Raw genomic sequence first — 23510 nt, forward strand, 5'->3', positions numbered from 1 at the left:
ATCGACGTCGCCGACCACGATCATGCTGTTCTGGAGCGAGAAATTGCGCCCCTACACTGGGCACACGCCGACGTAGGAGGAGCCATGGCCAAGCCCACCATCACCGACAACACCGAGGAGCACCGCTACGAGGCGCGCCTGGACGGCGAACTCGCCGGATACCTGGTCTACGAACAGACCGGCGACGTCGTCGACCTGCCCCACACCCTTGTCTTCCCGCAGTACGAGGGGAAGGGCATCGCCGGCAGGCTGGTCCGCCACGGCCTCGACGACATCCGGGACCGCGGACTGACGGTGACGCCGACCTGCCCCTACGTCGACTCGTGGATCCGGCGCCATCCCGACTACGCCGACCTGGTGCACCAGAGCTGACTCAGCGCAGCTACAGAGCCGGCTCAGCAGCGATGATCCGCCGCCACCCGATTCCGTATACAGAAACCATCCATTTTCGTATACACTACGAGCATGAGCAAGCAACTGCTGCACGGCAAGCCCGTCAGCGATGAGCAGATCCAGTCGTGGGCCGACGAGGCCGAGGCCGGGTACGACCCGTCGAAGCTTCCCAAGCCTCGGCGTGGCCGCCCGCCTGTCGGCGACGGTCCCGGGATCGTCGTTCCCGTCCGCCTCGACGCCGCCACCATCGCCGCATTGACTGCACGCGCGGATGCCGAAGGCATCAGCACCCGCTCCGAAGCCGTCCGCGCAGCCATCCGCGAGTGGCTCGACGTTGCCTGACATCCATCGGTCCGCCCGAGCGCCACTCCACCTACGCCGACCTAGTGCACCAGAGCTGAGGACTCGGCCAGTATTGACTACATTGTTTACAATGTAGTCATGACCTCCACTCTGGGCAGTCCCATCTCCGTCCGGCTCCCCCAGGAGCTCCGTGATCGCGTTGTCGCCCTCGCGCACGCCACGCGCCGCAGCCAGGGCGACGTCGTCCGTGAAGTCCTCGAGCGCGACCTGGGTGCACTCGAGTGGGAGCAACGCATCGCCGATCGGGCCGCGGATCTGCGCGCGGGACGCGTCAAGGCCGTTTCCGCCGACGAGGTCGATCGGCAACTCGGTCTTGACGGGGAACCGCCGGCCACCTCGCTCGACGACATCTCATGACCGAGTGGGTCCTCGAGTACGATCCCGACGCCGCCCGATGGCTCTGCAAGGCCGACCCCCAGACGGCCCGTCGCATCCGGAACAACCTTAAGGCCGTGATCGCCACCGGAGATCCGCGCATCCGCGGCAAGGCGCTGACTGGTCGCCTGGCGGGCATGTGGCGCTATCGCATCGGCGACTATCGGGTGATCTGCGACATCCAGGAAGCGAAACTTGTCGTCCTCATCGTTGAGGTGGGTAAGCGCGACCACATCTACGACTGACACTCAGCACACCACGTCTCAGGCCATCTCAGGGGCCGTGGGTCTCGGGGCTGACCAACCAGGCCTGCTGCTCCAACTTCTGGGTGTACTCGTGCAGCACGTCCAAGGTGGTCGGATCCTTGGCGTCGACCTTGATCAACACGACCTCAGGCCGGGACGTGAGGATCAGGACCTTGAAGCGCGGGGAGCCATGATCCCCTGCTGAACGGCTTTGGGGTCATCCCGAGCAGAGCGACGACGTGGATACTGCGACTGCCGAATGAGCCGACGTCTACAACACCCACAGACCCCTACTCACTGGGGCTACATGGCCCCTCGGGAATGGCTGACCGCCCATCCCGACGGTGTCGATCTCGAAGACCCTGCCAACACCCAGAACCTCGTAGGCTGACCCCCACCCGAGACGCGAGCCACCTGTACTCGCGGCTTGACTCGGAACATAGGGACGCCCCATGTACCCCGACCCCAAAGACCAACTGCAGCCGTTTCTCACACAGTCAGCCCACAGCTACACCCTCAATCCTGAAGAGCCTGTAATCCGGAAGTCTCCAGTTTTGCTCGGGATGTGCCGTGTTCATCGCCGTCGACGTCGCCCCCGATCCTCAGACTGAACCGTCCCGGGCCTGATTGAGAGGTATCCAGACATTCTGTAAGCAATCCCTGATCATGCCTGAATACAGCAAGTACCCGCCCGAACTCCGCGAACGAGCGACCCGACTGGCCGGGGAGGCCCGCCATGACCCCGAGACCCGTACCGGTGAGATTCACGTGACCTGATCCAACGCATTCAGTCCGACCTGGCCACCCTGGCGAACAACGTCTCCTGACAGTCACAATGCGGCGGTGCCGCCGACCGTAATGGGTCGGCGGCACCGCCGCATTGTGACTCGCTACGACTACCAGGCTCAGGCCTTCTCGGGGGCGCGGGTCTCGGAGCTGATGAACCAGGCCTGCTGCTCCAGCTTCTGGGTGTACTCGTGCAGCATGTCCGAGGTGGTCGGATCCTCCGCGTCGACGGCGTCATGCACCTCGCGCATTGTGGCGACAGTGGCCTCGATGGCGGCCACGATGAGGTCGATGGCGTCGTGGGTCGACACCTCGCCCTGCGGGAACTGGCCGATCGAGGTGCGGGCGGCGACCACCGAGGGACGGCCGTCCGGGGTGGCGTGCAGAGCGCGCAGACGCTCGGCGAACTCGTCGGACCCGTCACGGGCGATATCGACGACCTCATCGAGGTTCAGGTGAAGGTCGCGGAAGTTCGGCCCCACGATGTTCCAGTGGGCCTGCTTGCCGACCAGGCTCAGGGCGATGAGATCGACCAGGACCTTCTGGATGTTGTCGCTCAGCTCCTGGGACGCGCGGAAGCCCTTCTCAGCGTTCTCCGCGGCGGTCCGGGTGTCTCCAGCGTGCTTCGGAAGGGTGATGGACTGCTCGGTCATATGACCTACTCCTTCTATCTCGACGTCTCTTTCGCTCTCTGTGGGGTGGAACCTCCCACCGCCCTCCACTATTCCGTGTAGGAGAGCCCGGCGTGTCGCGATCGGGCAGGATCCCGCACGCCCTCAGCCGGCCGCCAGCTCCTCCAGGGCGTCGACGTCGCGCAGCGTGATATCCGCGCCCGAGGTGGCGATCAGGCCCTTCGATCGCAGGGCCTCCAGGCCCCTGCTGAACGACTCCGGGGTCATCCCGAGCAGCGACGCCGTGTCCTTCTTGGCCATCGGCAGCCTCACCCGGTAACCCGACTCCTCGGCGCTCCCCGGCTGATCCAGCAGATAGCCGGCGATCCTTGCCGGCCGGCTGGTGGGGGCCAGGCTCAGCCGGTGCTCGGCGTCGTCCAGCCGCTGAGCCAGTGAGCGCAGCATGGCCATCGCCACCGACGGATGGGAGGCGATCAAGGGCGCCAGATCGGCCCGCGAGAAGACGCACATCCGGGTGGGGGCGGCGGCCTCGATGAGATAGCTCGGTGCCTCCCCGGTGAGGAAGGACCCCTCCCCCACGAAGTCGCCGGGCCCAGCCAGCCGCAGCACCCGCTCGTGGCCGCTCGCCGAGAGCCGCGACACCTTCACCTGCCCCCGGTGCACCACGGCCAGGCGCCCGGTCGCCGGCCCGAAGGCCTCCCCCCGCTCCAGCGACGTCGGCCTGGCCAGGGACCCGACGGCGTCCTGATCAGGCGCGCTGAGACCGCCGAACAGCGGGACCAGACGCACACAGCTCACATGCTCGGTGACGTCGGTCAGAGGCAGGTTCTTCACCCGTCCGAGGCTAGTGCCGATCGGCCAGAGCTGCGGCGATCAGCCGGAGATGGCCCCGCCCAACCGCCCGATAATCCATGTTGACAAGGGAGTTCATGTGATCTTGACCTACGTCAAGGAGTGTGGCGCCGCCTCGAACCAGTATTCGAGGTGTCGCCGGAACAGGCGGCATGACGAAAGGACAGATCATGAGCACCAACGAGATCACCACCACCCACACCGTGCTGCGCGCCGAGGGGTTCTCCTGCCCCTCCTGCGTCGCCAAGATCACCGGGGCCCTGGAGAAGCTGCCCGGCGTCGGCGACGTCACCGTGCACTTCGCCTCCGGACGCATCGAGGCCGACCACGACGAGGCCCGCACCAGCGTCGACGATCTGATCGCCGCCGTCGGCAAGCTGGGCTACCCCGCCACCGCCTCGGCCTTCTGAGCCGACCGCCAACCGAATGCGAAGGAGAAGGATGATGTCTGCTCTCAGACGCCCGGGGCCGCGACTTGCCGCCGCCGGGATCCTCATCGCGGCCGCCCTGGTGATGGGCCGCCTCGGCACCGATTGGGCACTGCCCGGCAACATCGCCATGGCTGCCGCCGCCATCATCTCGACCATCCCGATCGCGGCGGCCGCCCTGCGGGCGCTGCGCTCCAGGACGATCGGGATCGACCTGCTGGTCACCATCGCCTCGATCGGGGCCCTGGCGATCGGCAACTACTGGGAGGCGGCCGCCGTCACCTTCCTCTTCGCATTCGGCCACGTCCTGGAGCAGGGGGCCATGACGCGCACCCGATCGGCCCTCACCGATCTGGTGCGCTCGGCCCCCCAGGACGCCGTCCTGGTGCGCGACGGACGCACCGAGACCGTGCCCACCCGCACGCTGAGGCCCGACGACGTCGTACTGGTCGCCGCCGGCAGCTCCGTCCCGGTCGACGGGACGGTGATCTCGGGATCCGGTGCCGCCGACGAGTCGGCGGTGACCGGGGAATCCATGCCCGCCGAGAAGACGCCGGGCGACCAGGTGCGATCCGGCACCACGCTCACCTCGGGGATGGTGCAGGTGCGCGCCGAGAAGGTGGGCTCCCAGACCCTGCTGGCCCGCATCGTGGCCAGGGTCGAGGAGGCCCAGGACGCCCGCGGACGGGTGCAGACGATGATGGATAGGTTCGGACGCTGGTACACCCCGGCCATCATCGTGCTTGCGATCGTCGTCGGGCTCATCAGCGGCAGCCTCACGCTGGCCCTCACCCTGCTGGTCATCGGCTGCCCTGGCGCCCTCGTGATCTCGGTGCCGGTGGCCGTGGTCGCCGGTATCGGACGCGGGGCCCGCGACGGCATCCTCATCCGCGGCGGGGAGCATCTGGAGACCGCGGCGAAGGTCGACACCGTCGTCTTCGACAAGACCGGGACGCTGACCACCGGGCATCCCGAACTCACCGACGTCGTGGCGTACGGGGCCGCAGGCGAGGAGGAGGTGCTCCGGTGGGCGGCGCTGGCCGAGATCGGCTCCGGGCACCCGCTGGCCGGCCCGATCCTCGACGCCGCCCGGAGCCACGGCGTCGCCCCCGGGGGAGTTCCCGGCGAGGCCGACGCGATCCCGGGACGCGGCCTGATCGCCGACGTGCTGGACGCCGAGCACCCGCAGACCCGCCATCGGGTGGTCGTGGGCACAGTGGAACTGGCCGGCCAGGAACTGGGCTACGACAAGGAGTCCGACACCGCATGGGCGGCCCGGACGTCCGCCCGGCTGGCCGGCGGCGGGGCCACGCCGGTCACCGTCGTCCGCGACGGCGTCCTGCTCGGCGTGCTCGCGATCGCCGACACGATCCGGGCCGACGCCCCCGCCGCACTGGCCCGGCTGCGCCGGACCGGCGTCACCCGTCTGGTGATGCTGAGCGGCGACCGCCAGGAGGTCGCAAGCGCGGTGGCCGATCAGCTCGGCATCGACGACGCCCGTGGCGGCCTGCTGCCCGAGGACAAACTGGCTGCAGTCCAGGAGCTGCGCGCCGGCGGAGCGGTCGTGGCCATGGTGGGAGACGGCATCAACGACGCCCCGGCCCTGGCGGCCGCCGACGTCGGGGTGGCGATGGGGGCGGCCGGCAGCGCTCTGGCGGTGGAGACCTCCGATATCGCGCTGATGGCCGACGACCTCACCCGGCTGCCGGAGTCCCTGAGGCTGGCCCGCCGCACCCGCGCGGTGATCCGCCAGAACATCGTCATCGCCGTCGCGACGGTGACCCTGCTGCTGGCCGGGGTGCTGCTCGGCGGGGTGACGATGGCGCTGGGGATGCTCGTCCACGAGGCGTCTGTGCTCGTGGTCATCGTCAATGCCCTGAGACTGCTGGGACGCCGAGCCCGCACCCGCGAGGAGTCCCGCCAGGACCAGGCCGGCAAGCAGGATCAGCCGTGGCAGACTTCAGAGCATGGCGGATCGAGATCGGGACGCCCAGGGGCGTCCCCGCAACAGCAGGCCGCGTGACGGCCTCGGCCGGCCCCTGCCCCGTGGCCAGGAGGGTGTCCCGGTGACTCCGGACGATCTGGAGCTGCCGGGCCCCGAGACCCTGGAGATGGCCCAGGAGCTGCTCGACCGGGGCCGGCCCTTCCACGCCCACGAGGTACTCGAGGCCAGGTGGAAGAACTGCCCCGAGGCGGAGCGGGACCTGTGGCACGGTCTGGCCCAGCTGGCCGTCGGCGTCACCCACCAGATGCGCGGCAACACGACCGGCGCGATCCGGCTCATCGGGCGCGGGGCCATGTACCTGCGCCCCTACGCGACGGCGGCCGCACCGGCCCGCGTCGAGGAGGTGGACGTGGCGGGCATCCTGTCCTGGGCCGATGCCACCGTCACCGCACTCGAGGACGGCCACGGGATCGACACCGTGGTGGCACTTCGTCAGAAGGCATCCTCATGAGGCTGCATCAGAAGGGGTCGTCATGACGACCTTCCACATCGCCAACATCCGCGACGACATCCGCGAGGGCAGTGCCGACTCCGGCTACCGCGTCCTGGTGGACAGGATCTGGCCGCGCGGCGTCAGCAAGGAGCGGGCCGGCCTGGACGAGCACCGCAAGGAGGTCGCCCCGAGCAACGAGCTGCGCAAATGGTTCGGCCACGACCCGGTGCGTTTCGACGAGTTCACGGCCCGCTACCGGGCAGAACTGGACGCCTCCGGCGCCGCCGAGACCTTCGCCCGGGACATGGCCGGCCACCCGCTGGTGACACTGCTCTACGGCGCGAAGGATCACGAGCACAACCAGGCGGTCGTTCTGAAGCAGGTCCTGGAGGAGCTGGACGGGCATACCGCCTGAAGCCGCGGGCGACCCGCGTGATATTTTCAAGGAGTGCCTGATCAAAAATCGCGGGATCCCCGCGCCCGCGTTCAGGCCGCTCATCTCGAGGCGAAGGCCCGCCCCGGCGTCCTCAGCCGGCACCGGGCCTGGTTGATGGTCGGCGCGGGGTTCTCCCTGCTCGCTGGCCTCGACGGCGCTCTCATCCTACTGGGGGTCTGGTCGCCGGTGCTCACCGCCCGGCTCTCGCAGTGGCACGGCCCCTTCATGACGCTGGGCTTCATCGGCACCGTCATCTGCCTGGAGCGGGCCGTCGCCCTGGACCGTACGTGGGGCTATCTGGCCCCGCTGGCCTCGGGCATCGGATCGATTCTGCTGGCCTCCCCCGCACCGGTGCAGATCGGGCTGGCACTGCTGCTGGCCGCCCAGATCGGCATGCTCGCCATCTACATCCCGCTGTGGCGGCGCAGCGAGGACGACGCCACCGTCATCCAGGCCGCCGGATCGGCATGCGCGGTCGGCGCCGCCGGGCTGCTGCTCGCCGGGGTCGAGGTGAGGTCGGTGATCGGATGGCTGTCGTGCTATCTGGTGCTGACCATCCTCGGGGAGCGCCTCGAGCTGTCTCGGCTGACGATGACCCGGAACCGCTTCCTGCCCGCCGCCGCACTGTGCCTGCTGGCCGCCCTGGTGATCCAGACCGCCTCGCCGAAGGTCGGCTGGCCGCTGCTCGGCGTCGTGCTGGTGGTGATGTCGGTGTGGCTCATCGACAAGGACGTCGCCCGGGTCGGCATGCGGCGCGGCGGGCAGGCCGCCTACATCGGCGGGATGCTGATGGCCGGCTATGTGTGGCTGGCGATCGCCGGCGTCGTGTGGATCTTCTCCGGGCCGCTGGGCACCGGTACGGGATATGACGCCGCCGTCCACGCCGTCTTCCTGGGATTCGTGATGGGCATGATCCTGGGGCATGCGCCGATCATTCTTCCCGCCGTGCTGCGGATCCGCCTCGACTGGTCGAACTGGTTCTGGGTGCCGGCGGTGCTGCTGGAGGCCTCGCTCGTGGTCCGGTTGGGGATCGGCGACGGGCTGGGCCTGCCCCTGGCCGTCCAGATCGGTGGGACGATCAATGTGATCGCCCTGCTGAGCCTGATCGCCGTCGTCGTCACCCATGCCCATTCACGAGATGGTGCTCATTCAGCCCATCCACACGACAGGAGGTCCCGTGCCTGAGATCACCTTGCGCCCGCAAGAGGATCCGGGGAGACCCGCCCCGAAGGGCTCCGACCGGACCCGCCGCAGCGCCTGGCACCGCAAGGCCTCCGCCCCGGTGTCGGTGTGGCTGGTGGCCCTGCTCGCCGTGGTGATCGGCGGGCACTGGATCCCCCAGCAGCGGTGGCTGCTGGTGCACATGGTGACCCTCGGCGTGGCGACCACCTCGATCCTGGTGTGGGGGCAGTACTTCACCGAGTCGATCCTCCACGAGAAGCTCGCGGAGCCGGACCGCAAGCGCCAGGTGTGGCGGATCCGCATCCTCAACCTCGGCGTGCTGGCCTGCTGCGTCGGCATGGTGCCGAGCTGGCCGTGGGTGGTGGTGGCCGGCGCCACCGTCGTCGGTCTGGCGATGTGCTGGTACGCCCTCGACCTGGGCCTGCAGGTGCGCCGCGCCCTGCCGGGACGATTCGACGCCACCGTGCGGTTCTACAGCGCCGCGGCCTGCCTGCTGCCACTGGGCGCGATCGCCGGGGCGGTGATGGCCTTCTCTCCCGAGGAGCCCTGGCGCACCCGACTGCTGATGGCCCACCAGGGGCTCAACATCATGGGATTCGTGGGGCTGACGGCGGTCGGCACCCTGGTGACCCTGTGGCCCACGGTGCTGCGCACGAAGATGCAGCCCACTCAGGACCGCAACGGGAGGCGGGCTCTGTGGATCATGTGCGCCGCCGTTCTCGTGATGACGGTCGGATCGCTGGCCGGATGGTGGTGGCTCGAGGCCGCCGGGGTGCTCGCCGAACTGGCCGGGCTGTGCGTCGTCGGGGTCGACCTGGTGCGCTGCGCCATGAAGAAGCCCCCGCGGGACTTCCCCGGATACTCGATGGGTGCGGCGGTCATCTGGTTCGCCATCTGGCTGGGATGGCTGGCCGCCACCATCCTCATCAAGCGCGACCACCTGCTCCAGGAGGACATCACCGCCCTCACCGTGCCAGTGGTCGTCGGCTTCCTGCTGCAGTTGCTGCTGGGGGCCATGAGCTACCTCATGCCGATGGTGATGGGCGGCGGGCCGGCGATCGTGCGCGCCACCAACGCGAGGATGCACACCCTGGGGGCGCTGCGGGCCACCGCCACCAACGCCGGACTGGTGATCTGGGCGCTGGCCGCCGGGACGTGGACCTCCCGGATCGGACTGGGACTGGCCATTCTCGGGATGGCGGGATTCCTGCCGGCGATGGTCGCCATGGTGAAGACCGGGGTCGGGATGCTGCGGGCGAAACGGGCCGCGGCCGAGCAGAAGGCCCCGGTGCCGGCGGCCGACCGCGCGGATCACTCGCCCGAGGGCCGTTCTGGGGCTCCGGAGCCCGGGAAGGCCGCTCCAGCTAGCAAAATGCGCACTCCCACCAACCATCCGGCCCCGGCTCCCACCGCCCCGACCTCCCGGCGCTCCTTCGCCGAGGCGGCGATCGGCCTGGGCGCCGCCCTGGGAGCGGTGGCCGTGGGCCAGCGCCTTGACGGGGACACCTCCGGCTCCGGGTCTTCCGGCCATGTCACCGCGACCGGCCGCACCACCACCGTCAAGATCTCGATGAAGGACATGCACTACCACCCGTCGGCGGTCGAGGTGCCCGCCGGGAACCGCCTGGTGGTCCAGCTCCACAATGCCGATCCGGAGCAGACCCACGACCTCTACTTCCCCTCCGGTGCGGCCTCGAGGCGGCTGGCCCCCGGGCAGAGCCAGACCGTGGACGCCGGAGTCATCAGCGCCCCCACCCAGGGGTGGTGCACCATCGTGGGCCACCGCTCGATGGGCATGGAGCTCGAGGTGACGGTCGGCGGCGCCTCCGCCTCCCAGGGCGGATCCTCGACGGCAACGTCCACCCGCCGGAAGATCGACCTCACCAAGGCGAACGGTGCGGGTTTCCGCACCCGTGACGCCAGGCTCCCGGCCCTGCTGGCCGGGCGTGATCACACAATGACCCTCACGGTCACCGAGTCCACCCAGGAGGTGGCCCCTGGCGCCACGATCCGCGCCATGACCTACAACGGGCGGGTGATGGGACCGGCGATCCACGCCCGGATCGGCGACACCATGGACGTCCACCTGGTCAACCGCGGCTCGATGGGCCACTCGATCGACTTCCACGCCGGGACCGTCTCCCCCAATGCCGTGATGCGCACCATCTCGCCGGGAGCGTCCCTGGACTACCGCTTCACTCTGCACCGGTCGGGCGTCTGGCTGTACCACTGCTCGACGATGCCGATGAGCTCGCACATCGCCGCTGGCATGTACGGGGCGGTCGTCGTGCCTCCCCACGACCTGGCCCGCGCCGACCGCGAGTACCTGCTGGTGCAGTCGGAGACCTACCTCGATTCAGCCAACGGCAAGGAGGTCGACGCCGACAAGATCGCGGCCGAGACCCCCGATCTCACGATGTTCAACGGCCACGCCAACCAGTACGTCTTCGCCCCACTGACCGCGAAGGTCGGGGAGCGGGTGAGGATCTGGGTTCTGGCCGCAGGCCCGAGTCGTGGTATCTCATTCCATGTGGTGGGTACCCAGTTCGACACGGTCTTCAAGGAGGGCGCCTACCTGCTGCGCCCCGACAACGCCGAGGGCGGCGGGGCCCAGGCCCTGGATCTGGCCAGCGCCCAGGGAGGATTCGTGGAGATGGTCTTCGAGGAACCGGGCCGCTACACCTTCGTCAACCACTCCTTCGTCGAGATGGAGCGCGGGGCGAGGGGACTCATCGAGGTGATCTCATGACCGAGAATCAGCACACACTCACCGATCCCGGGGCCGATTCTCCGGCCGACCGGGTCGTCGAGGCCCTCAGGCGCCGTGGCGGCACGGCCTCGGCCGCCGAGGTGGGCGCCGATCTGGGCATCCACGTCTCGACGGCGCGCTTCCACCTGGACCATCTGGTCGAGGACGGACGCGCCCGGTCGGGTCGCGAGAAGCGCGCCACCCGCGGGCGCCCGCGCACCATGTTCACCCTGACCCCCGACCCGAAGGAGGGGCCGAGGGCCTACCAGATGCTCGCCGGGGTGCTCGTCGACCACCTGTCGCGGCAGGACGACGCCGTCGCCCTGGCCCACCAGGCCGGGGTGGAGTGGGGACGTCGGTACGCAGGTGTCGACGTCACCGAGATCCTTGAACAGATCGGCTTCGCCCCTTGCACGACCCTGGTGGACGACGACCAGGATGAGGGCCCGGACGGCGAGGCACGGATCGCACTGCGCCACTGCCCCTTCATCGACGTCGTCCAGGAGCATGCGGCCCTGCTCTGTCCGCTGCACCGCGGCGTCGTCGAGGGGGTCGTGGGCCATCCGGTGACTCTGGAGGCCCACCCCGGCGCAACCTGCTACGTCGATCTGGAGCAGGCCGGCTGATCCGCGGGAAAGCACCATACCCGCGCCTCGTGAGCGCGAGGTACCGCCTCTGGGAACCGCGATGTTTGCGCAATTTCTCACACGGTCATATGCTCCTGGTCATGACTGACGCACGTATCTCGCTGGGCAGCTCTGCTTCTGCTCTGCGAATGTGTTGTCCCTGCAGCCTGTGATCCTGCGCCTGTGACGGTGCATCACCGGTAAGTCAATTCTCCGAAGCTTCACAGCGGGAGGCGTCTCTGCGCCTCCACGCAGCTTCTCACCTTTTCTGCAGCGGCCCGCATGTGCGCAGTGACCACCACGATCTGCTCCTGAGGGCGGCGTTCTGCATGCCCTTCAGGAGCCGAACCTGTGGTCAGACTCATCCTCAGACGAATCGCCGGCTGGGCGGCGATGATCGTCGTCGCCACCAATGCCACGTATTTCCTCGCGGTGGCATTCCTCGATCCCCGATCCAACTACCGGGACACCCGCCCCGTCCCCAGCGAGATCCATATCGACCAGGCCCTGGCTCCCTACAACCTCGACCCGAGGGTTCCCGTCCTGGAACGCTGGTGGCACTGGCTCAGCGACATCGTGCTGCACTTCGACTGGGGACGCTCCCCCACCGGTGGATCGGTCAACGCGGAGGTCGGGTACCGGGTCTTCACCAGCGCCGAACTGGTCCTACTGGCCACCGTCCTGTCGGTGGTCATCGGGGTGGGCCTGGGCGTGGTGAGCGCGCTTCACCAGTACCGACCTGCCGATCGCATCCTGCAGAGTGTCTCCGTCATCCTCTACAACGTTCCGACCGTAGTGGCGGCCCTGTTCCTGGTGTTCGGGGCGATCCGCCTCAATGACGCCGTCGGCCGGCGCATCTTCTTCGTCACCGGCTCCAGCTCCCCCGACGTCACCGGCTTCTGGGCCACCCTGGGCGACACCCTCGCCCACCTCCTGCTGCCGACGATCTGTCTCACCGTGCTCGGCTACGTCGGCTACCACCTGACCCAGCGGTCCCTACTCCTGGACACCATCAATGCCGACTTCGTGCGCACCGCCCGGGCCACCGGGCTCACCCGCGCCCAGGCCGTCCGGCGGCACGCTCTGAGGGCCTCGCTCATCCCCACCGCCACCTCCGTCGCCTTCTCCGGCTCTTCACGAACGAGGGTGTAGCGCGGGTCTGAATCCGCCGGCTTCGAGCAGCGACCGAGCGATGTAGTGGCTGAGGTTGCGGAAGCCGAGGGCTGTGCCGCGTAGGTGTTCGAGTCGGCCGTTGATCGCTTCGGTGGGGCCGTTGCTGGTGCCGGGGCGGTCGAAGTAGCCGAGCACGTCCGAAGCGCGCTGTGTGAGGGTGCGGGCGAGTTTGCGGATCTCGACGAGCTGCTCCGGGACGCTGGCGCTGATCTTGTCGATCGTGTGCGCGAGGAAGAATCTGCCCAGGCCGCGGTCCTTGTCCCGGTACGCGGTGATCATGTCTTGGTAGATGCCCCACGTCGCTTCGACCTCGACGTGCCTGTCGTCGGCGAACAGGGCATCTAGCCGCGCCTGCTGCTTGTCGGTGAGCAGACCGGCACCGGTGAGCAGGGTCCGTCTGGCCTGGTAGAGCGGATCGCCCTTCATGCCCCGCCGGCCGAAGACGTCGTGCTGTACCCGGCGTCGGCAGTTCTCCAGCGCGTCACCGGCGAGCCGGATCACGTGGAACGGATCCATGACCGGGGCCGCGTCGGGCAGTTCTTCGGCGGCGGCGGTCTTGAACCCGGTGAATCCGTCCATGGCGACGACCTCGATCCCCTCTCGCCAGGGCTTCGGTCTGGCGGCGAGCCAGGTCTTGAACACGGCTTTCGAGCGTCCGGCGACCATGTCCAGCAGCCGTGCCGGGCCGGTCTTGTCGCGCACCGGGGTCAGGTCGATGATCACGGTCACGTACGTGTCGCCGTGGCGGGTGTGTCGCCACACGTGCTCGTCGACGCCGATCGTGGTCACGCCCTCGAACCGCGCCGGGTCATCGATCAGCCGCCGGCGGCCCTCGGCGAGGATCGCGTCGTTCGCGGCGGACCAGGACACCCCCAGCCCTGCCGCGACACGCGTGACCGAGAGATGATCGAGGACCAAGCCCGCCAGCCCCCACGCCAACCCACCGCGGGAGGTCTTCGCCCGTACCGGCGCGGCGGCCGTGGTGTCCTGCCGCCAGACCCGCCCACACCCGCAGCATTTGTAGCGCCGGACCCGGATCAGCAGGGTCGTGGGCCGATGCCCGAACGGCTCATGCGCGAGCCGACGGATCACCGTGTCGCGCGGGGCGCCCTCGCATCCACACTCGCGGCACCACCGGTCCGGCTCCACGACACGGCACTCGATCACCGCCCGATCCGGGTCCAGACGCTGCCCGACAGCCTCCAGGCCGAGCTCGTCGAGACCGCAGAACGTGGTCAGGCAAGGTGTAGTGAAAGTAGGGTGTGACACGTCGAGGTCTTCCGGCAGATGGCGAGTGTGAGAACTTCCATCCTCAGGGAGACCTCGACCCCTACCCGGCCACCGACACGCTCAACCCGCTACACCCTCGTTCGTGAAGAGCCAGATTGAATCCAGTACGGACAAGAAAGACGTCGACCACCAGTCCAACGACCACACCGGTCGCCATCACCGGGGCCGAGCCCGGTATCCGCCTGCCGGAAATCGGGCGGTCAAGATCTTGCCACAGCCGCGTAGCTGTGCCGGCGAACTGCAGCATGGCCGTCACACATCGCCGAGATGGCGACGCGGAGCACGGGGGCAAAGTACGCGACGTAGGTCGTGTGTCCGCAGCCCGGACCCTCTCAGGCCAACTGGAAGACCTCTCGGTAGCGCTCAGCCGTCGTCTCCCAGCTGAGGGATGCAACCCTGCGCTTCCCCTCGGCGACCAGACCCTCTGCAAGACGATGGTCGATCAGCAACCGGCCCACGCACTCCGCCAGTGACGCGGACTGCCCCAGGGGAGCCAACAGGCCGTCCATCCCGTGGTGGATCACCGACACCGCTCCTGCGGTCGCCGAGGCCACCAACGGGGTCCCGATCTTCCACGCGCTGACGATCTCGCTGACATCGGTGTTCACCCTGTTCGGAAGCACCACCACGTCGGCATGGTCCATGCCGGCGGCGATCTGACGGGCCGACAGCGGCCCGGCCCATTCAATGCTTGCTGCTCCGCCGATCCGTTTCGACCACTCCTTGAGCCCGGCCAGCGCGCTGCCGTCGCCGCCGATCACCAGCCGATGGGCCACCGTGCTGCGGCCCGCGGCCCCCACCAGGAGGTCGAATCCGCTGCGCGCATCCACCGCCCCGGCGGCGAAGACCACTCGTCGCCCGTCGATCCGCCACGGGATGTCGGACCATCCGAAGGACACATCGATCGCGGGATCCACCCCATCGGGGATCACCACGACCCCCTCTGCACCGAACCTCAGGTGAAGGTCGTCTCGGACCGGGCGAGAGATCGCGGTCAGCGCCGACGCCTGCCGGATGGCCTGGACGAAGGGCTTGAGCAGCCCGGGTTGGCGGTCGACACCGCGAGGACCGCGATCCAGCGTCTCGCCCGCACTCGACACCACAAGGGGGGTCTTCTCGCGGCGTGCCAGAGACAACGCGTAGACGCCGCCGGAACCGAATCCCTGCACGTCGAGCAGTGCCGGCCGATCCACCCTCAGGGCATGCTGCCACTCCCGTGAGGCGTTTCCCACGGCACGACTCCCCCACACCCTGGAGCGGATCGTGCTTCCGGGTAGGGGCGACGGCAGGTGGCGCACCGGAATCGCGACCGACGTCTCCCCCGTCGTGCTGTCCCGCTTCCACTCATGAGCCCGGCCACCGCGGCCCGCCGGACGATCCGGTGCGTCCGCCACCCAGATCACCACCGGCTGCCCAGCATCGCCGAGCGCCCTCGCCAGACGGCGCACTCGGGGGGCGATCCGACCGTCACGCGGATCGGGAGAACAGACAAGAGCAACAGGCCGGGTCACAGGGGTCCTTCCGTCGCCCCAACGCTACTCGTACCGGCCGACCGAGGGCCGACTCTCTACTACTCGAGCCGAACCCAGGAGGACAGTGCCGATCACGTCCATCCCAATGGGACCCTCAGGATGTGAACACCCTCTAGATTCTGCTTACAGCGAATAACCCTACCGCCTTGCCGCACTTCTGATACTCCACGGAAGAATGCATCGCCGCTTGTCAGAGCGTGGAGACCGGGGGCAGTCAACCCCTCACGGCCACCTCGTCAATGTAAACAGCGCGCACATAGACAAACGGCCAGCTTTGCTGGAGCGCCGCAACTTTAGACCAACGCTGGATATGGTGAGCCAACACCGTCGCCCTGCTTCGGGGCGATGAACAGACGACGGTGGGCGCAGTCTCACAGAGGAGGCCGGTGGTGTTCAAGGAGTCCTTCACAGGCCCGATTCCTGCGTTGCGGGAGGTGGTGTCGACCTCACTGGCGCCTCGAGTTCCTGTCCGCGAGGGCGCACCACCGGCACTGGGACCCCCGGCCGAGCAGCCCCCGAACAGGGCACGCTCCACCAGCTCGGTGCGCAGGGGGATCCGCATCCGTCCCGCTCTCGCGCTGGACCTGGTGGTGCTCACCGCGTCCACTCTCACTGCGCTGCTCGTCAGCGCCCTCATCAGAACAGCGTTGTTCGCCGACGCTGAGCTCTACACCCCGGTGATCCTGGTAGTCCTGCCGCTGTGGGTCACGATGATCGCCCTGGTCGGCGGCTACCGCAGTACGCAGCTCACCACAGAGGCCGCAGAGTACCGGAGCGTGCTGGAGGGATCCCTTCTCACCGCGGGGGTGCTCGGCGTCTCGGCCTATCTGCTCGAGTACCCGATGTCCCGGACCTTCTTCGTCAACGTCTTCCTGATCGGGATCCCGGCGGCTCTGCTCGGGCACATCATTCGTCGTCGCCTCGTGAAGCTGGCGCGAACCCAGGGGAAGTATCGGTCCCGGATTCTCGTCGCCGGGGACCGCGAACACATCGAGGAGCTCGTGACCGTTCTCGAGCGGGAGCGGTGGCTGGGGTACGACCCGGTCGGCCTGCTCACCGAGGACATCGACACATGCCAGGAGAGCCTCACGGTGCCGGTGGTCGGCACTCCCGATCACGTCGTGGACGCCGTGCGCCGCACCCACGTGGACTCCGTCATCTTCGCTGAGGGAGCATTCCCCCGCGGCCGCGACTTCAACGTCGTGGCCCGCCAGCTGGAACACGAGCGCACCCGCCTCATCGTGGTTCCCGCGGTCAACGACGTCGCGGCGGCGCGCCTGAATGTGCGCCCGGTCGCCGGGATTCCGCTGGTCCACATCGAGAAGCCCCGCGCGGCCAAGGCCGGATGCATCCCGAAGCGGGCGATCGACATCGTCGGCTCGCTGTTCCTCATCCTCGCCACCGCACCGATCCTGGCTGCCGCGGCACTGGCCATCAAGATCGAGGACCGCGGTCCGGTGATCTTCCGGCAGCGCAGGGTCGGGTTCAACGGGGAGGTCTTCGAGTGCCTCAAGCTGCGCAGCATGGTGACTGACGCCGAGAAGATCCGGGCCCGCACCCTGACGGACCAGAACGAGTCTGACGGACTGCTGTTCAAGATGAAGCGCGACCCTCGGATCACCCGTGTCGGCCGGTTCATCCGGCGGTTCTCCATCGACGAGCTCCCCCAGTTCATCAACGTCCTCAAGGGGGAGATGAGTCTTGTCGGGCCACGTCCCGCCCTCGAGGCGGAGGTCGCCCAGTACACGCCCCAGGTCCTGCGCCGACTCGATGTGCGCCCCGGACTGACCGGGCTGTGGCAGGTCTCGGGGAGGTCGGACCTCTCCTGGGAGGACACCGTGCGTCTGGACCTGTACTACGTGGACAACTGGTCGATGTTCCAGGACGCCACCATCCTCGCCCGCACGGCGAAGGCGGTGGTCGGCTCCGACGGCGCCTACTGATCGCTTACCGTCTGACCACTACGGTCTTATGTGGCTGTGCACACGGGCGACGGAGGGGAACGAGGATGCCACGACGAGTCGTGTTCCATGAGTTCGGTGGTGTGGAGGGGCTCCGGGTGGAGGAGGCCGCCCCGCTGCAGGCCGGGCCCGGGCAGGTCAGGGTGCGGGTCCGGTACGCCGGGCTGAATCCCTCGGACCTGAAGATCCTGGCCGGCACCTTCTTCATCGTGCCCGATCTGCCATCGGGGTTCGGCAACGACTTCTCGGGTGTGGTCGACCAGATCGGCGAGGGTGTGACCGGCCCTCAGGTTGGCGACCCCGTCTTCGGAGGACGGCGTCTGGCCGCCGAGGCCGACCATCTGTTGGCCTCCCCTTCTCAACTCCACCGGGTTCCGGTGGGTCTGGGGCTCGACGTCGCGGCCGGGCTGCAGATCGCCGCCACGACCGCTCTGGCCGGGATCCGGGCGGTGGCGCCGGTCGAGGGGGAGACCGTCCTGGTGAGCGGTGCCGCCGGCGGTGTGGGAGTTCTTGCCGCCCAGCTGGCACGGGCCGCCGGGGCGCGGGTGATCGGCACCGCGAGCGAGTCCAACCACGGGTTCCTGCGATCCCTGGGGATCATCCCCGTCGCATACGGCGAGGGGGTCTGGGACCGGATCCGGGAGCTGGCGCCGGCCGGTGTCAGCGCCGCCCTGTCCACCCGGGGGATCGACGAGGTCCGCGGCCTCATTGCCCTGGGGGTGCCGCCCGAGCGAATCGACGCGGTTGCCGCCGGAGCGGCCGCAGGAGAGCTGGGGGTACACACCGACGGGTCCGCAGCCGCATGGCCCGATGATCTGGACCGGATGGCCCGGGCTCTGGCTGAGGGCCGTCTCGTGCTGCCGATCGACTCGGTGTACTCGTTGGACTCCGTCCAGGCCGCCTATCGGCGACTCGCGGCGGGCCATCTGCGCGGGAAGATCCTGCTGCGGACCGCCGATGTCAGGGGTGCCGCCGACCTGCTCTGAGATCGAGAGGCCGTTGGCGAGAGAGGAGAGGCCTCCGCGTCGGGTAGTGCGCGTTCCCACACCCCAGAGCAGGCCCCCCGCGGACAAGCGCCAGCTGGCGCCCCCCCCCGACAAGGGGTGCACCAGTCGGCGGTTACACATGCATCACTTCCAGGTCTGAACCTCATAGGTCTTGCCATTGATGAAGTTCGGCTGGATCAATGGGATCGTCCTGCCCTTGGAGTCTGTGGCCGAGGTAACGTTCCACGTGACCGTGTATGTCTCAGACCCTTCGCCTGGGGTGAATTGATACCTCAATAGGGGACTGGTGCTCATACCGTTGATCTCAGGCAGAACGGCGGAGAATTCTTGAGAGAAAACCTGCCTACCATGGCTGTTGACAACCTTGACGTTACCGAACAGTCGAGCGACCCCGCCCGAATTCTCCGGACCTTGGATGTAGACCGTGTCGGCAATCGTGATCTCCTTGCCATCAGAGTTAGCTCCACCTCCGTTCCACCCCCAGTGATAGGGCGAGTTCCCTGTCTGGGACGCCGCAGCTAAGGGTGCTGCGGCGGCCGCAGCGATGACCGGAGCGGTCCATGCGGCACCCTTGAGGATTGTGCGTCGTGACATACCACCAGCAACAGTGATCGGCTTGTTCAGGTCTTTCATACTCCAGCCCTTCTAGCGCGGGACGATGCGCTCGAGCGAATAACTCAGTGCGAGGGGCTAGCCGTAGCCCCTACCATCTTTGGATTGTATCGAGGCTGATCGGAACCTCCAGCGATTGGCCGATGTATGTCGTTCCGAGTGTGAAATGTGGCGGATTCAGGCGACTTCTCCAGATTCATCACAGTGACCGCTTGGTAGATGGCTGCTGTCTGGTGTTCGCCACGGGGGTTCTTACCGGCTGCGGCCGCCCACTCCGGTAGCGTCCTGGACATGACGCAGACTCCTCCGGATCCCGGTGCCGAGGCCCTCGGACAGGCACGCTGGATCTGCCGCCCTTCGAGCCGTCCAGGAAGAGCCGACACCGGTGATGACGGGGCCGCGCCGATCTTCCGACGGGCTTTCAGCCTCGAGTCGGTGCCCCGGCGTGCCGTGCTGAGGATCGCCGGACTGGGCATTCACGCCATCCGGGTCAACGGCGTCCCGGTCGGGGTGGGTGCCCTCGAGCCCGCCCAGAGCGATCCTCGTGAGGTGGTCTACTACGCCACTCACGACGTGACCGACCTCCTGGAACCCGGCGAGAACACGCTGGAGGTGACCCTGGGTCGCGGATTCTTCGACATGTCCATCCCCCGATGTGTGGCGTTGGGACAGGGCGCCCTGGCGGGCGTCCCCGCGGCTGATCTGCGCGCTGACGGGCGGCGATGGAGCTGAGGGGGCTGAGCATGCCGAGCCCACTGAATCGACGGATCCAGTCCGCACGATCCTGGTGAGCGACGAGCGCTGGACGTGCGGCGAGGGGCCAGTCCGTTTCGACTCGATGTACGAGGGCGAGACCTACGACGACCGGCGCTCCCCGTCCGACTGGGGTCCGGTCGCGGTGGTCTCGGGTCCGGGTGGCGCCCTGGTGGAGCGACCCCACGAACCCGTCTCCGCCCAGACGGCTGTCGAACCGCAATGGCGCCGATCAGCCAGCGGATGGATCGGCGACGTCGGGCAGATGATGGCCGGCGTCGCCCGCTACGACCTTCCACTGGAGACCGGCCAGCAGGTGAGTGTCCGGTTCGGCGAGAAGCTCGACGAGTCCGGCGAACTGGTCTGCGCCAACGAGCACATCTACACGCCCCGGTTCCAGACCGACGTCCTCATCGGTGCCGGCCGGCGACTCCACTGGCAGCCGGAGTTCAGCTACAAGGGATTTCAGTACCTGAGCGTGGAGGGACTCGGTCGGCGTCCCGCCCCTGGGGAGATCCTCGCGGTGCCCCTGGTCCAGCAGGTGCGGCGCGCCGTCGAGTTCGAGTGCGACGTGCCCATCTTCACCCAGCTGGTGGAGGTGATGCGGACCACCGTCCTCAACAATCTCCACCACATCCCCACGACACCCCGATCTACGAGAAGAACGGCTGGACCGGCGACGTCCTGGTGGGGATGGACACGATGTCGGGGCTGTTCGACCTCCGGAGGCTGTTCACGAAGTGGCTGGACGACGTCGCCGCGACCCAGCTGCCCTCCGGTCAGCTGGCGGTCATCGCCCCCAGTCCCGGCTGGGGGTACGAGCATGGAGAGTGCGCCCCGGCCCCCGAGTGGAGCTGCCCGTTCCCCGTACTGCTGCTGCATCTAGCCGACGTCTACGGGGATCTGGGGCCGGCCCGTCGACACTGGCAGACCTGCCGACGGTACCTGGACTGGGAACTGACGCAGATCGCCGATGCTGTGGACGGGTCCGGCGGGACCGGAGCGACCGGAGGCGGGCTGGCGTCCTCAGAGCTCGGCGACTACCTCTCCCCCGGGTACATCGACGGGCCTCCTCCCGAGGACAGCCGGTTGTCGGCGTCCTGTTTCCTCCACCGGGGGCTGCTGCAGGGGGCGGAGCTGGCTGCCCGGCTCGATGCCGAGCCTGGTGCCGGGGAGGGTCGCCGAGATTCCCGGGAGGCGTGGATGGGTGCCGCCGAGTCGCTGCGCGGGCGGATCAACGAGGTGTTTCTCGACCGCGAGCGCGGCTGCTACCGGACGGCGTCGGACCCCCACGGCCAGTACCGGCAGACCTCCAATCTCATGCCGCTGGCGCTGGGGATCGTGCCCGAGAAGATGCGGGCGCGGGTGGTGGAGTCGCTGGTGGCCGATGTGCGCGAGCGGGGCCACCACCTCAACACCGGACACATCGGGACGAGCCTGCTGCTCAATGTGCTCACCGACGCCGGGTTCGGCGCCGACGCCTTCCGGGTTGCGACGCAGCGCAGCTGCCCGTCCTGGGGGTCGTGGCTCGATCTGGGGGCCACCACGATGTGGGAGAGGTGGGACGCCGGGGCGCGCAGCCGGGACCACTTCTTCCTCGGGACGGTGGTCGACTGGATCCTCACCCGGGTGGCCGGGGTGCGGCGGATCGCTCCGGACTGGGCGGTGGTTCGTGTGCAGCCGGGTCTGGTGGACGGCGTCTCCCGGTGTCGGACCAGGAGGCGGACCAGCCGCGGGGTGCTGACCGTCGACTGGGATCTTCGCCTGGGTCGGCTGAGCGTGGATGTGCCCGAGGCGATGGTGTGTCAGCTGGAGCTGGGAGGACCCACCGTGGTGGCGGAGGCCGGCGAGAGCGTCTGGCAGATCGGGGATCGCTGAGACGCGAGGGGGATCTGGCGCTACTCTTTCGCGTGGTCGGTCCTTCCTGCCGTCAAAGTTGTCGGTGACGAGAGGTAGAACTACTGCTGTCCACATGAAGACGCCCCTCTCATCGAAAGAAGTCCCGGTGACCCGCCACCACATGCCCCATACAGTTCACCGCTCGCGCCGGCCCGACCTGCTCTTCCGCGCAGGAACCGGCGTCGTGGTGATGGCCGCCGCCCTGGCCATGACCGGGTGCGGAAGCTCCGCCAAGGCCGCGTCCCCCGCAGCCGGTGGCGACGTCGACGTCCCCGCCAGCTCGCAGGCCGCGACGACGTTGACCTCGCTCCAGCGGACCTCGCACACCGTCGTGCCCGCCAAGACCAGTGCCGGGAACGGGACCGCGGCGGCTGCTCTGGCGACCCTGCCGATCAAGGGGCGCGCCCCGAAGACCGGCTACAGCCGCGCGCAGTTCGGCCCGGCATGGGCCGACGTCAACCACAACGGCTGCGACACCCGCAACGACATCCTGGCTCGAGATCTCCACTCGAGGACCGTGAGGGCCGGGACGCACGGGTGCATCATCACCTCCGGGGTGCTCAATGATCCGTACACGGCCAGGACCATCCGCTTCACCCGTGGCGAGAAGACCTCCACCGCGGTCCAGATCGACCACGTCGTCGCACTGTCGGACGCCTGGCAGACCGGCGCGCAGAAGCTCAGCGCATCAGCGCGTCAGAGTCTGGCCAATGATCCGTTGGAGCTGCTGGCCGTCGACGGGCCGAGCAATGAGAGGAAGTCCGACGGGGACGCCGCCACCTGGCTGCCCGCCAACAAGGCCTTCCGCTGCCAGTACGTGTCGCGCCAGGTCGCCGTCAAGGTGCGCTACAAGCTGTGGGTGACCAAGGCCGAGCACGACGCCATCGCCCGGGTGCTGTCTGGCTGCAAGGGTCAGAAGCTGGCGACCGCTGCGGCTCCGATCGTGGTGTGGAAGACCGCTGCGGCTGCGAAGGTGCCCGCCAAGAAGGCTCCTGCGAAGAAGGCCGTCGTCAAGAAGGCTGCTGCAAAGAAGGTTGCCAAGAAGGCGCCTGTGAAGAAGGCCGTCAGGAAGTCTTCCTCCGTCTACTACAAGAACTGCGCTGCGGCGCGAAAGGCTGGCGCGGCTCCGTTGCACAGGTGGTCTCCCGGATATCGGTCCGGTTTGGATCGCGACAATGACGGGGTTGCCTGCGAATAGCATCACAGGTGAGTGACCTGCGAGGTGTCTGATGATCGGCTGTTCCATGGAAATGACTCCGCGGGACAGCCGATCTCGGCAAGTGGGGCCGTGTTGGCTGGGTGGATTCTGATCGCGGTCGGACTGGCGGCCTGCAGTATCTGCCGGCACAGCTCACCGGGACGATCATCGACGACCTCCTCGATCTCGTTGCCCCTGGACCTGCTCGACCTGATCGTCCCCTGGACCCGGTCGATTTGCTCCACCTGCTGAATCTGCTCAACCTGGGGATCTCACGCTGCGTACCCTCGCCCTGGCCCGATCCGCTCGATCTCGACAGTGCTGCGCCCCTCGGCGCATCCACGCAGACTTGGCCTCGTCGCTCGATCCCGCCGGCACCGCACCCTCAGCGGCTCAACACAGACTTGATCTCGTCGTTCGTCGCCGAGACCGTGCCCCACGAGACCTGACGTCGTCACCCGTCGTCGACACCGCAGCCTCAGCGCTTCGGCACACTGTCCAGCCTCCGCACACGATTCGAACCTGCACCAGTCACTGGACCAGAGCAGGACCGCCGAGCCGCTGCGCACCCCCCCAGCGG

Annotated in this window: 23 protein-coding genes and 2 pseudogenes; 20 read left to right on the forward strand and 5 right to left on the reverse strand. The window is 68.2% G+C overall.

The genetic code is table 11. The annotated features are described in order from the left end of the window. Nucleotides 1-84: 84 nt before the first annotated feature. From FEZ32_RS03005 to FEZ32_RS03020, 4 genes are all read left to right on the forward strand, one after another. Nucleotides 85-372: a GNAT family N-acetyltransferase gene (locus tag FEZ32_RS03005; protein ID WP_138679876.1), complete on the forward strand. Its 288-nt coding sequence runs from the start codon at nt 85-87 to the stop codon at nt 370-372. A 93-nt stretch (nt 373-465) separates the two neighbouring features. Continuing rightward, nucleotides 466-735: a ribbon-helix-helix domain-containing protein gene (locus FEZ32_RS03010; RefSeq protein ID WP_015069011.1), complete on the forward strand. Its 270-nt coding sequence runs from the start codon at nt 466-468 to the stop codon at nt 733-735. Between the two features lie 99 nt (nt 736-834). Then, a complete protein-coding gene (gene relB / locus FEZ32_RS03015; RefSeq protein ID WP_015069010.1) occupies nt 835-1113 on the forward strand; it encodes a type II toxin-antitoxin system RelB family antitoxin in 279 nt (92 codons plus the stop codon). Beyond that, on the forward strand, nt 1110-1376 hold the full coding sequence (locus tag FEZ32_RS03020; RefSeq protein ID WP_138679877.1) for a type II toxin-antitoxin system RelE family toxin: 267 nt from the start codon (nt 1110-1112) through the stop codon (nt 1374-1376). The genes relB and FEZ32_RS03020 overlap by 4 nt, the downstream gene beginning before the upstream one ends. A 905-nt stretch (nt 1377-2281) precedes the next feature. Here the strand turns inward: FEZ32_RS03020 and FEZ32_RS03030 are convergent. After that, entirely contained in the window at nt 2282-2815 is a 534-nt protein-coding gene (locus tag FEZ32_RS03030; protein WP_138679878.1) for a Dps family protein, read from the reverse strand. Between the two features lie 123 nt (nt 2816-2938). Next, on the reverse strand, nt 2939-3628 hold the full coding sequence (locus FEZ32_RS03035) for a Crp/Fnr family transcriptional regulator (protein WP_138679879.1): 690 nt from the start codon (nt 3626-3628) through the stop codon (nt 2939-2941). Between the two features lie 188 nt (nt 3629-3816). Here FEZ32_RS03035 and FEZ32_RS03040 point away from each other — a divergent pair, with 188 nt between their 5' ends. The 8 genes from FEZ32_RS03040 to FEZ32_RS03075 all read left to right on the forward strand — a co-directional run bounded on the left by FEZ32_RS03040 (nt 3817) and on the right by FEZ32_RS03075 (nt 12657). Continuing rightward, nucleotides 3817-4056 carry a heavy-metal-associated domain-containing protein gene (locus FEZ32_RS03040; RefSeq protein WP_015069004.1) on the forward strand — a complete coding sequence of 80 codons (240 nt, stop codon included), beginning with the start codon at nt 3817-3819 and terminating at the stop codon, nt 4054-4056. A 31-nt stretch (nt 4057-4087) separates the two neighbouring features. Next, nucleotides 4088-6097, forward strand: coding sequence for a heavy metal translocating P-type ATPase (locus FEZ32_RS03045; protein WP_138679880.1), 2010 nt, complete (start codon nt 4088-4090; stop codon nt 6095-6097). A 43-nt stretch (nt 6098-6140) separates the two neighbouring features. Next, nucleotides 6141-6530 carry a DUF309 domain-containing protein gene (locus FEZ32_RS03050; protein WP_244937893.1) on the forward strand — a complete coding sequence of 130 codons (390 nt, stop codon included), beginning with the start codon at nt 6141-6143 and terminating at the stop codon, nt 6528-6530. Between the two features lie 22 nt (nt 6531-6552). After that, entirely contained in the window at nt 6553-6927 is a 375-nt protein-coding gene (locus tag FEZ32_RS03055) for a DUF488 domain-containing protein (RefSeq protein WP_044636494.1), read from the forward strand. Between the two features lie 135 nt (nt 6928-7062). After that, nucleotides 7063-8133 (forward strand): hypothetical protein, encoded by a 1071-nt coding sequence (locus FEZ32_RS03060; protein ID WP_138680826.1) that lies wholly within the window; start codon nt 7063-7065, stop codon nt 8131-8133. Continuing rightward, complete coding sequence (locus tag FEZ32_RS03065) at nt 8126-10879, forward strand: multicopper oxidase domain-containing protein (RefSeq protein ID WP_420809251.1); 2754 nt, start codon at nt 8126-8128, stop codon at nt 10877-10879. Before FEZ32_RS03060 ends, FEZ32_RS03065 begins: the two co-directional genes overlap by 8 nt. Continuing rightward, on the forward strand, nt 10876-11505 hold the full coding sequence (locus tag FEZ32_RS03070) for a helix-turn-helix transcriptional regulator (protein ID WP_015068998.1): 630 nt from the start codon (nt 10876-10878) through the stop codon (nt 11503-11505). The genes FEZ32_RS03065 and FEZ32_RS03070 overlap by 4 nt, the downstream gene beginning before the upstream one ends. A 351-nt stretch (nt 11506-11856) precedes the next feature. Further along, nucleotides 11857-12657, forward strand: a complete 801-nt coding sequence (locus FEZ32_RS03075; protein WP_138679882.1) for an ABC transporter permease — start codon at nt 11857-11859, stop codon at nt 12655-12657. On the opposite strand, the gene FEZ32_RS03080 is transcribed toward FEZ32_RS03075, so the two are convergent. Continuing rightward, nucleotides 12640-13947 carry an ISL3-like element ISPfr1 family transposase gene (locus tag FEZ32_RS03080; RefSeq protein ID WP_138679883.1) on the reverse strand — a complete coding sequence of 436 codons (1308 nt, stop codon included), beginning with the start codon at nt 13945-13947 and terminating at the stop codon, nt 12640-12642. The genes FEZ32_RS03075 and FEZ32_RS03080 overlap by 18 nt on opposite strands. A gap of 353 nt (nt 13948-14300) precedes the next feature. Next, complete coding sequence (locus FEZ32_RS03085) at nt 14301-15479, reverse strand: glycosyltransferase family 4 protein (protein ID WP_138679884.1); 1179 nt, start codon at nt 15477-15479, stop codon at nt 14301-14303. A 563-nt stretch (nt 15480-16042) separates the two neighbouring features. Between FEZ32_RS03085 and FEZ32_RS03090 the strand changes: the two genes are divergently transcribed. Further along, complete coding sequence (locus tag FEZ32_RS03090; RefSeq protein ID WP_201270086.1) at nt 16043-17443, forward strand: sugar transferase; 1401 nt, start codon at nt 16043-16045, stop codon at nt 17441-17443. 65 nt (nt 17444-17508) lie between these two features. Beyond that, the gene (locus tag FEZ32_RS03095; RefSeq protein WP_138679885.1) at nt 17509-18447 is read left to right on the forward strand and encodes an NADP-dependent oxidoreductase; all 939 of its coding nucleotides are present in this window, start codon (nt 17509-17511) and stop codon (nt 18445-18447) included. Between the two features lie 144 nt (nt 18448-18591). On the opposite strand, the gene FEZ32_RS03100 is transcribed toward FEZ32_RS03095, so the two are convergent. Then, a complete protein-coding gene (locus tag FEZ32_RS03100; protein WP_138679886.1) occupies nt 18592-19101 on the reverse strand; it encodes a hypothetical protein in 510 nt (169 codons plus the stop codon). Nucleotides 19102-19371: 270 nt separating this feature from the next. Between FEZ32_RS03100 and FEZ32_RS03105 the strand changes: the two genes are divergently transcribed. The 6 genes and pseudogenes from FEZ32_RS03105 to FEZ32_RS03120 all read left to right on the forward strand — a co-directional run bounded on the left by FEZ32_RS03105 (nt 19372) and on the right by FEZ32_RS03120 (nt 23379). Beyond that, nucleotides 19372-19812: an alpha-L-rhamnosidase N-terminal domain-containing protein gene (locus FEZ32_RS03105; RefSeq protein ID WP_175415709.1), complete on the forward strand. Its 441-nt coding sequence runs from the start codon at nt 19372-19374 to the stop codon at nt 19810-19812. A 55-nt stretch (nt 19813-19867) separates the two neighbouring features. Beyond that, a pseudogene (locus FEZ32_RS14170) lies at nt 19868-20296 on the forward strand (family 78 glycoside hydrolase catalytic domain); the annotation flags it as partial. Nucleotides 20297-20526: 230 nt separating this feature from the next. Next, nucleotides 20527-21711: an alpha-L-rhamnosidase-related protein gene (locus tag FEZ32_RS13810; RefSeq protein WP_244937895.1), complete on the forward strand. Its 1185-nt coding sequence runs from the start codon at nt 20527-20529 to the stop codon at nt 21709-21711. A gap of 211 nt (nt 21712-21922) precedes the next feature. Next, nucleotides 21923-22663: pseudogene (locus tag FEZ32_RS13815) on the forward strand (HNH endonuclease family protein); the annotation flags it as partial. 120 nt (nt 22664-22783) lie between these two features. After that, a complete protein-coding gene (locus FEZ32_RS13820; RefSeq protein WP_244937942.1) occupies nt 22784-22930 on the forward strand; it encodes an excalibur calcium-binding domain-containing protein in 147 nt (48 codons plus the stop codon). Between the two features lie 101 nt (nt 22931-23031). Next, nucleotides 23032-23379, forward strand: coding sequence for a hypothetical protein (locus tag FEZ32_RS03120; protein WP_126412670.1), 348 nt, complete (start codon nt 23032-23034; stop codon nt 23377-23379). Nucleotides 23380-23510: the final 131 nt, after the last annotated feature.

Source organism: Acidipropionibacterium jensenii, assembly GCF_005890135.1.
GTDB classification, from domain to species: domain Bacteria; phylum Actinomycetota; class Actinomycetes; order Propionibacteriales; family Propionibacteriaceae; genus Acidipropionibacterium; species Acidipropionibacterium jensenii.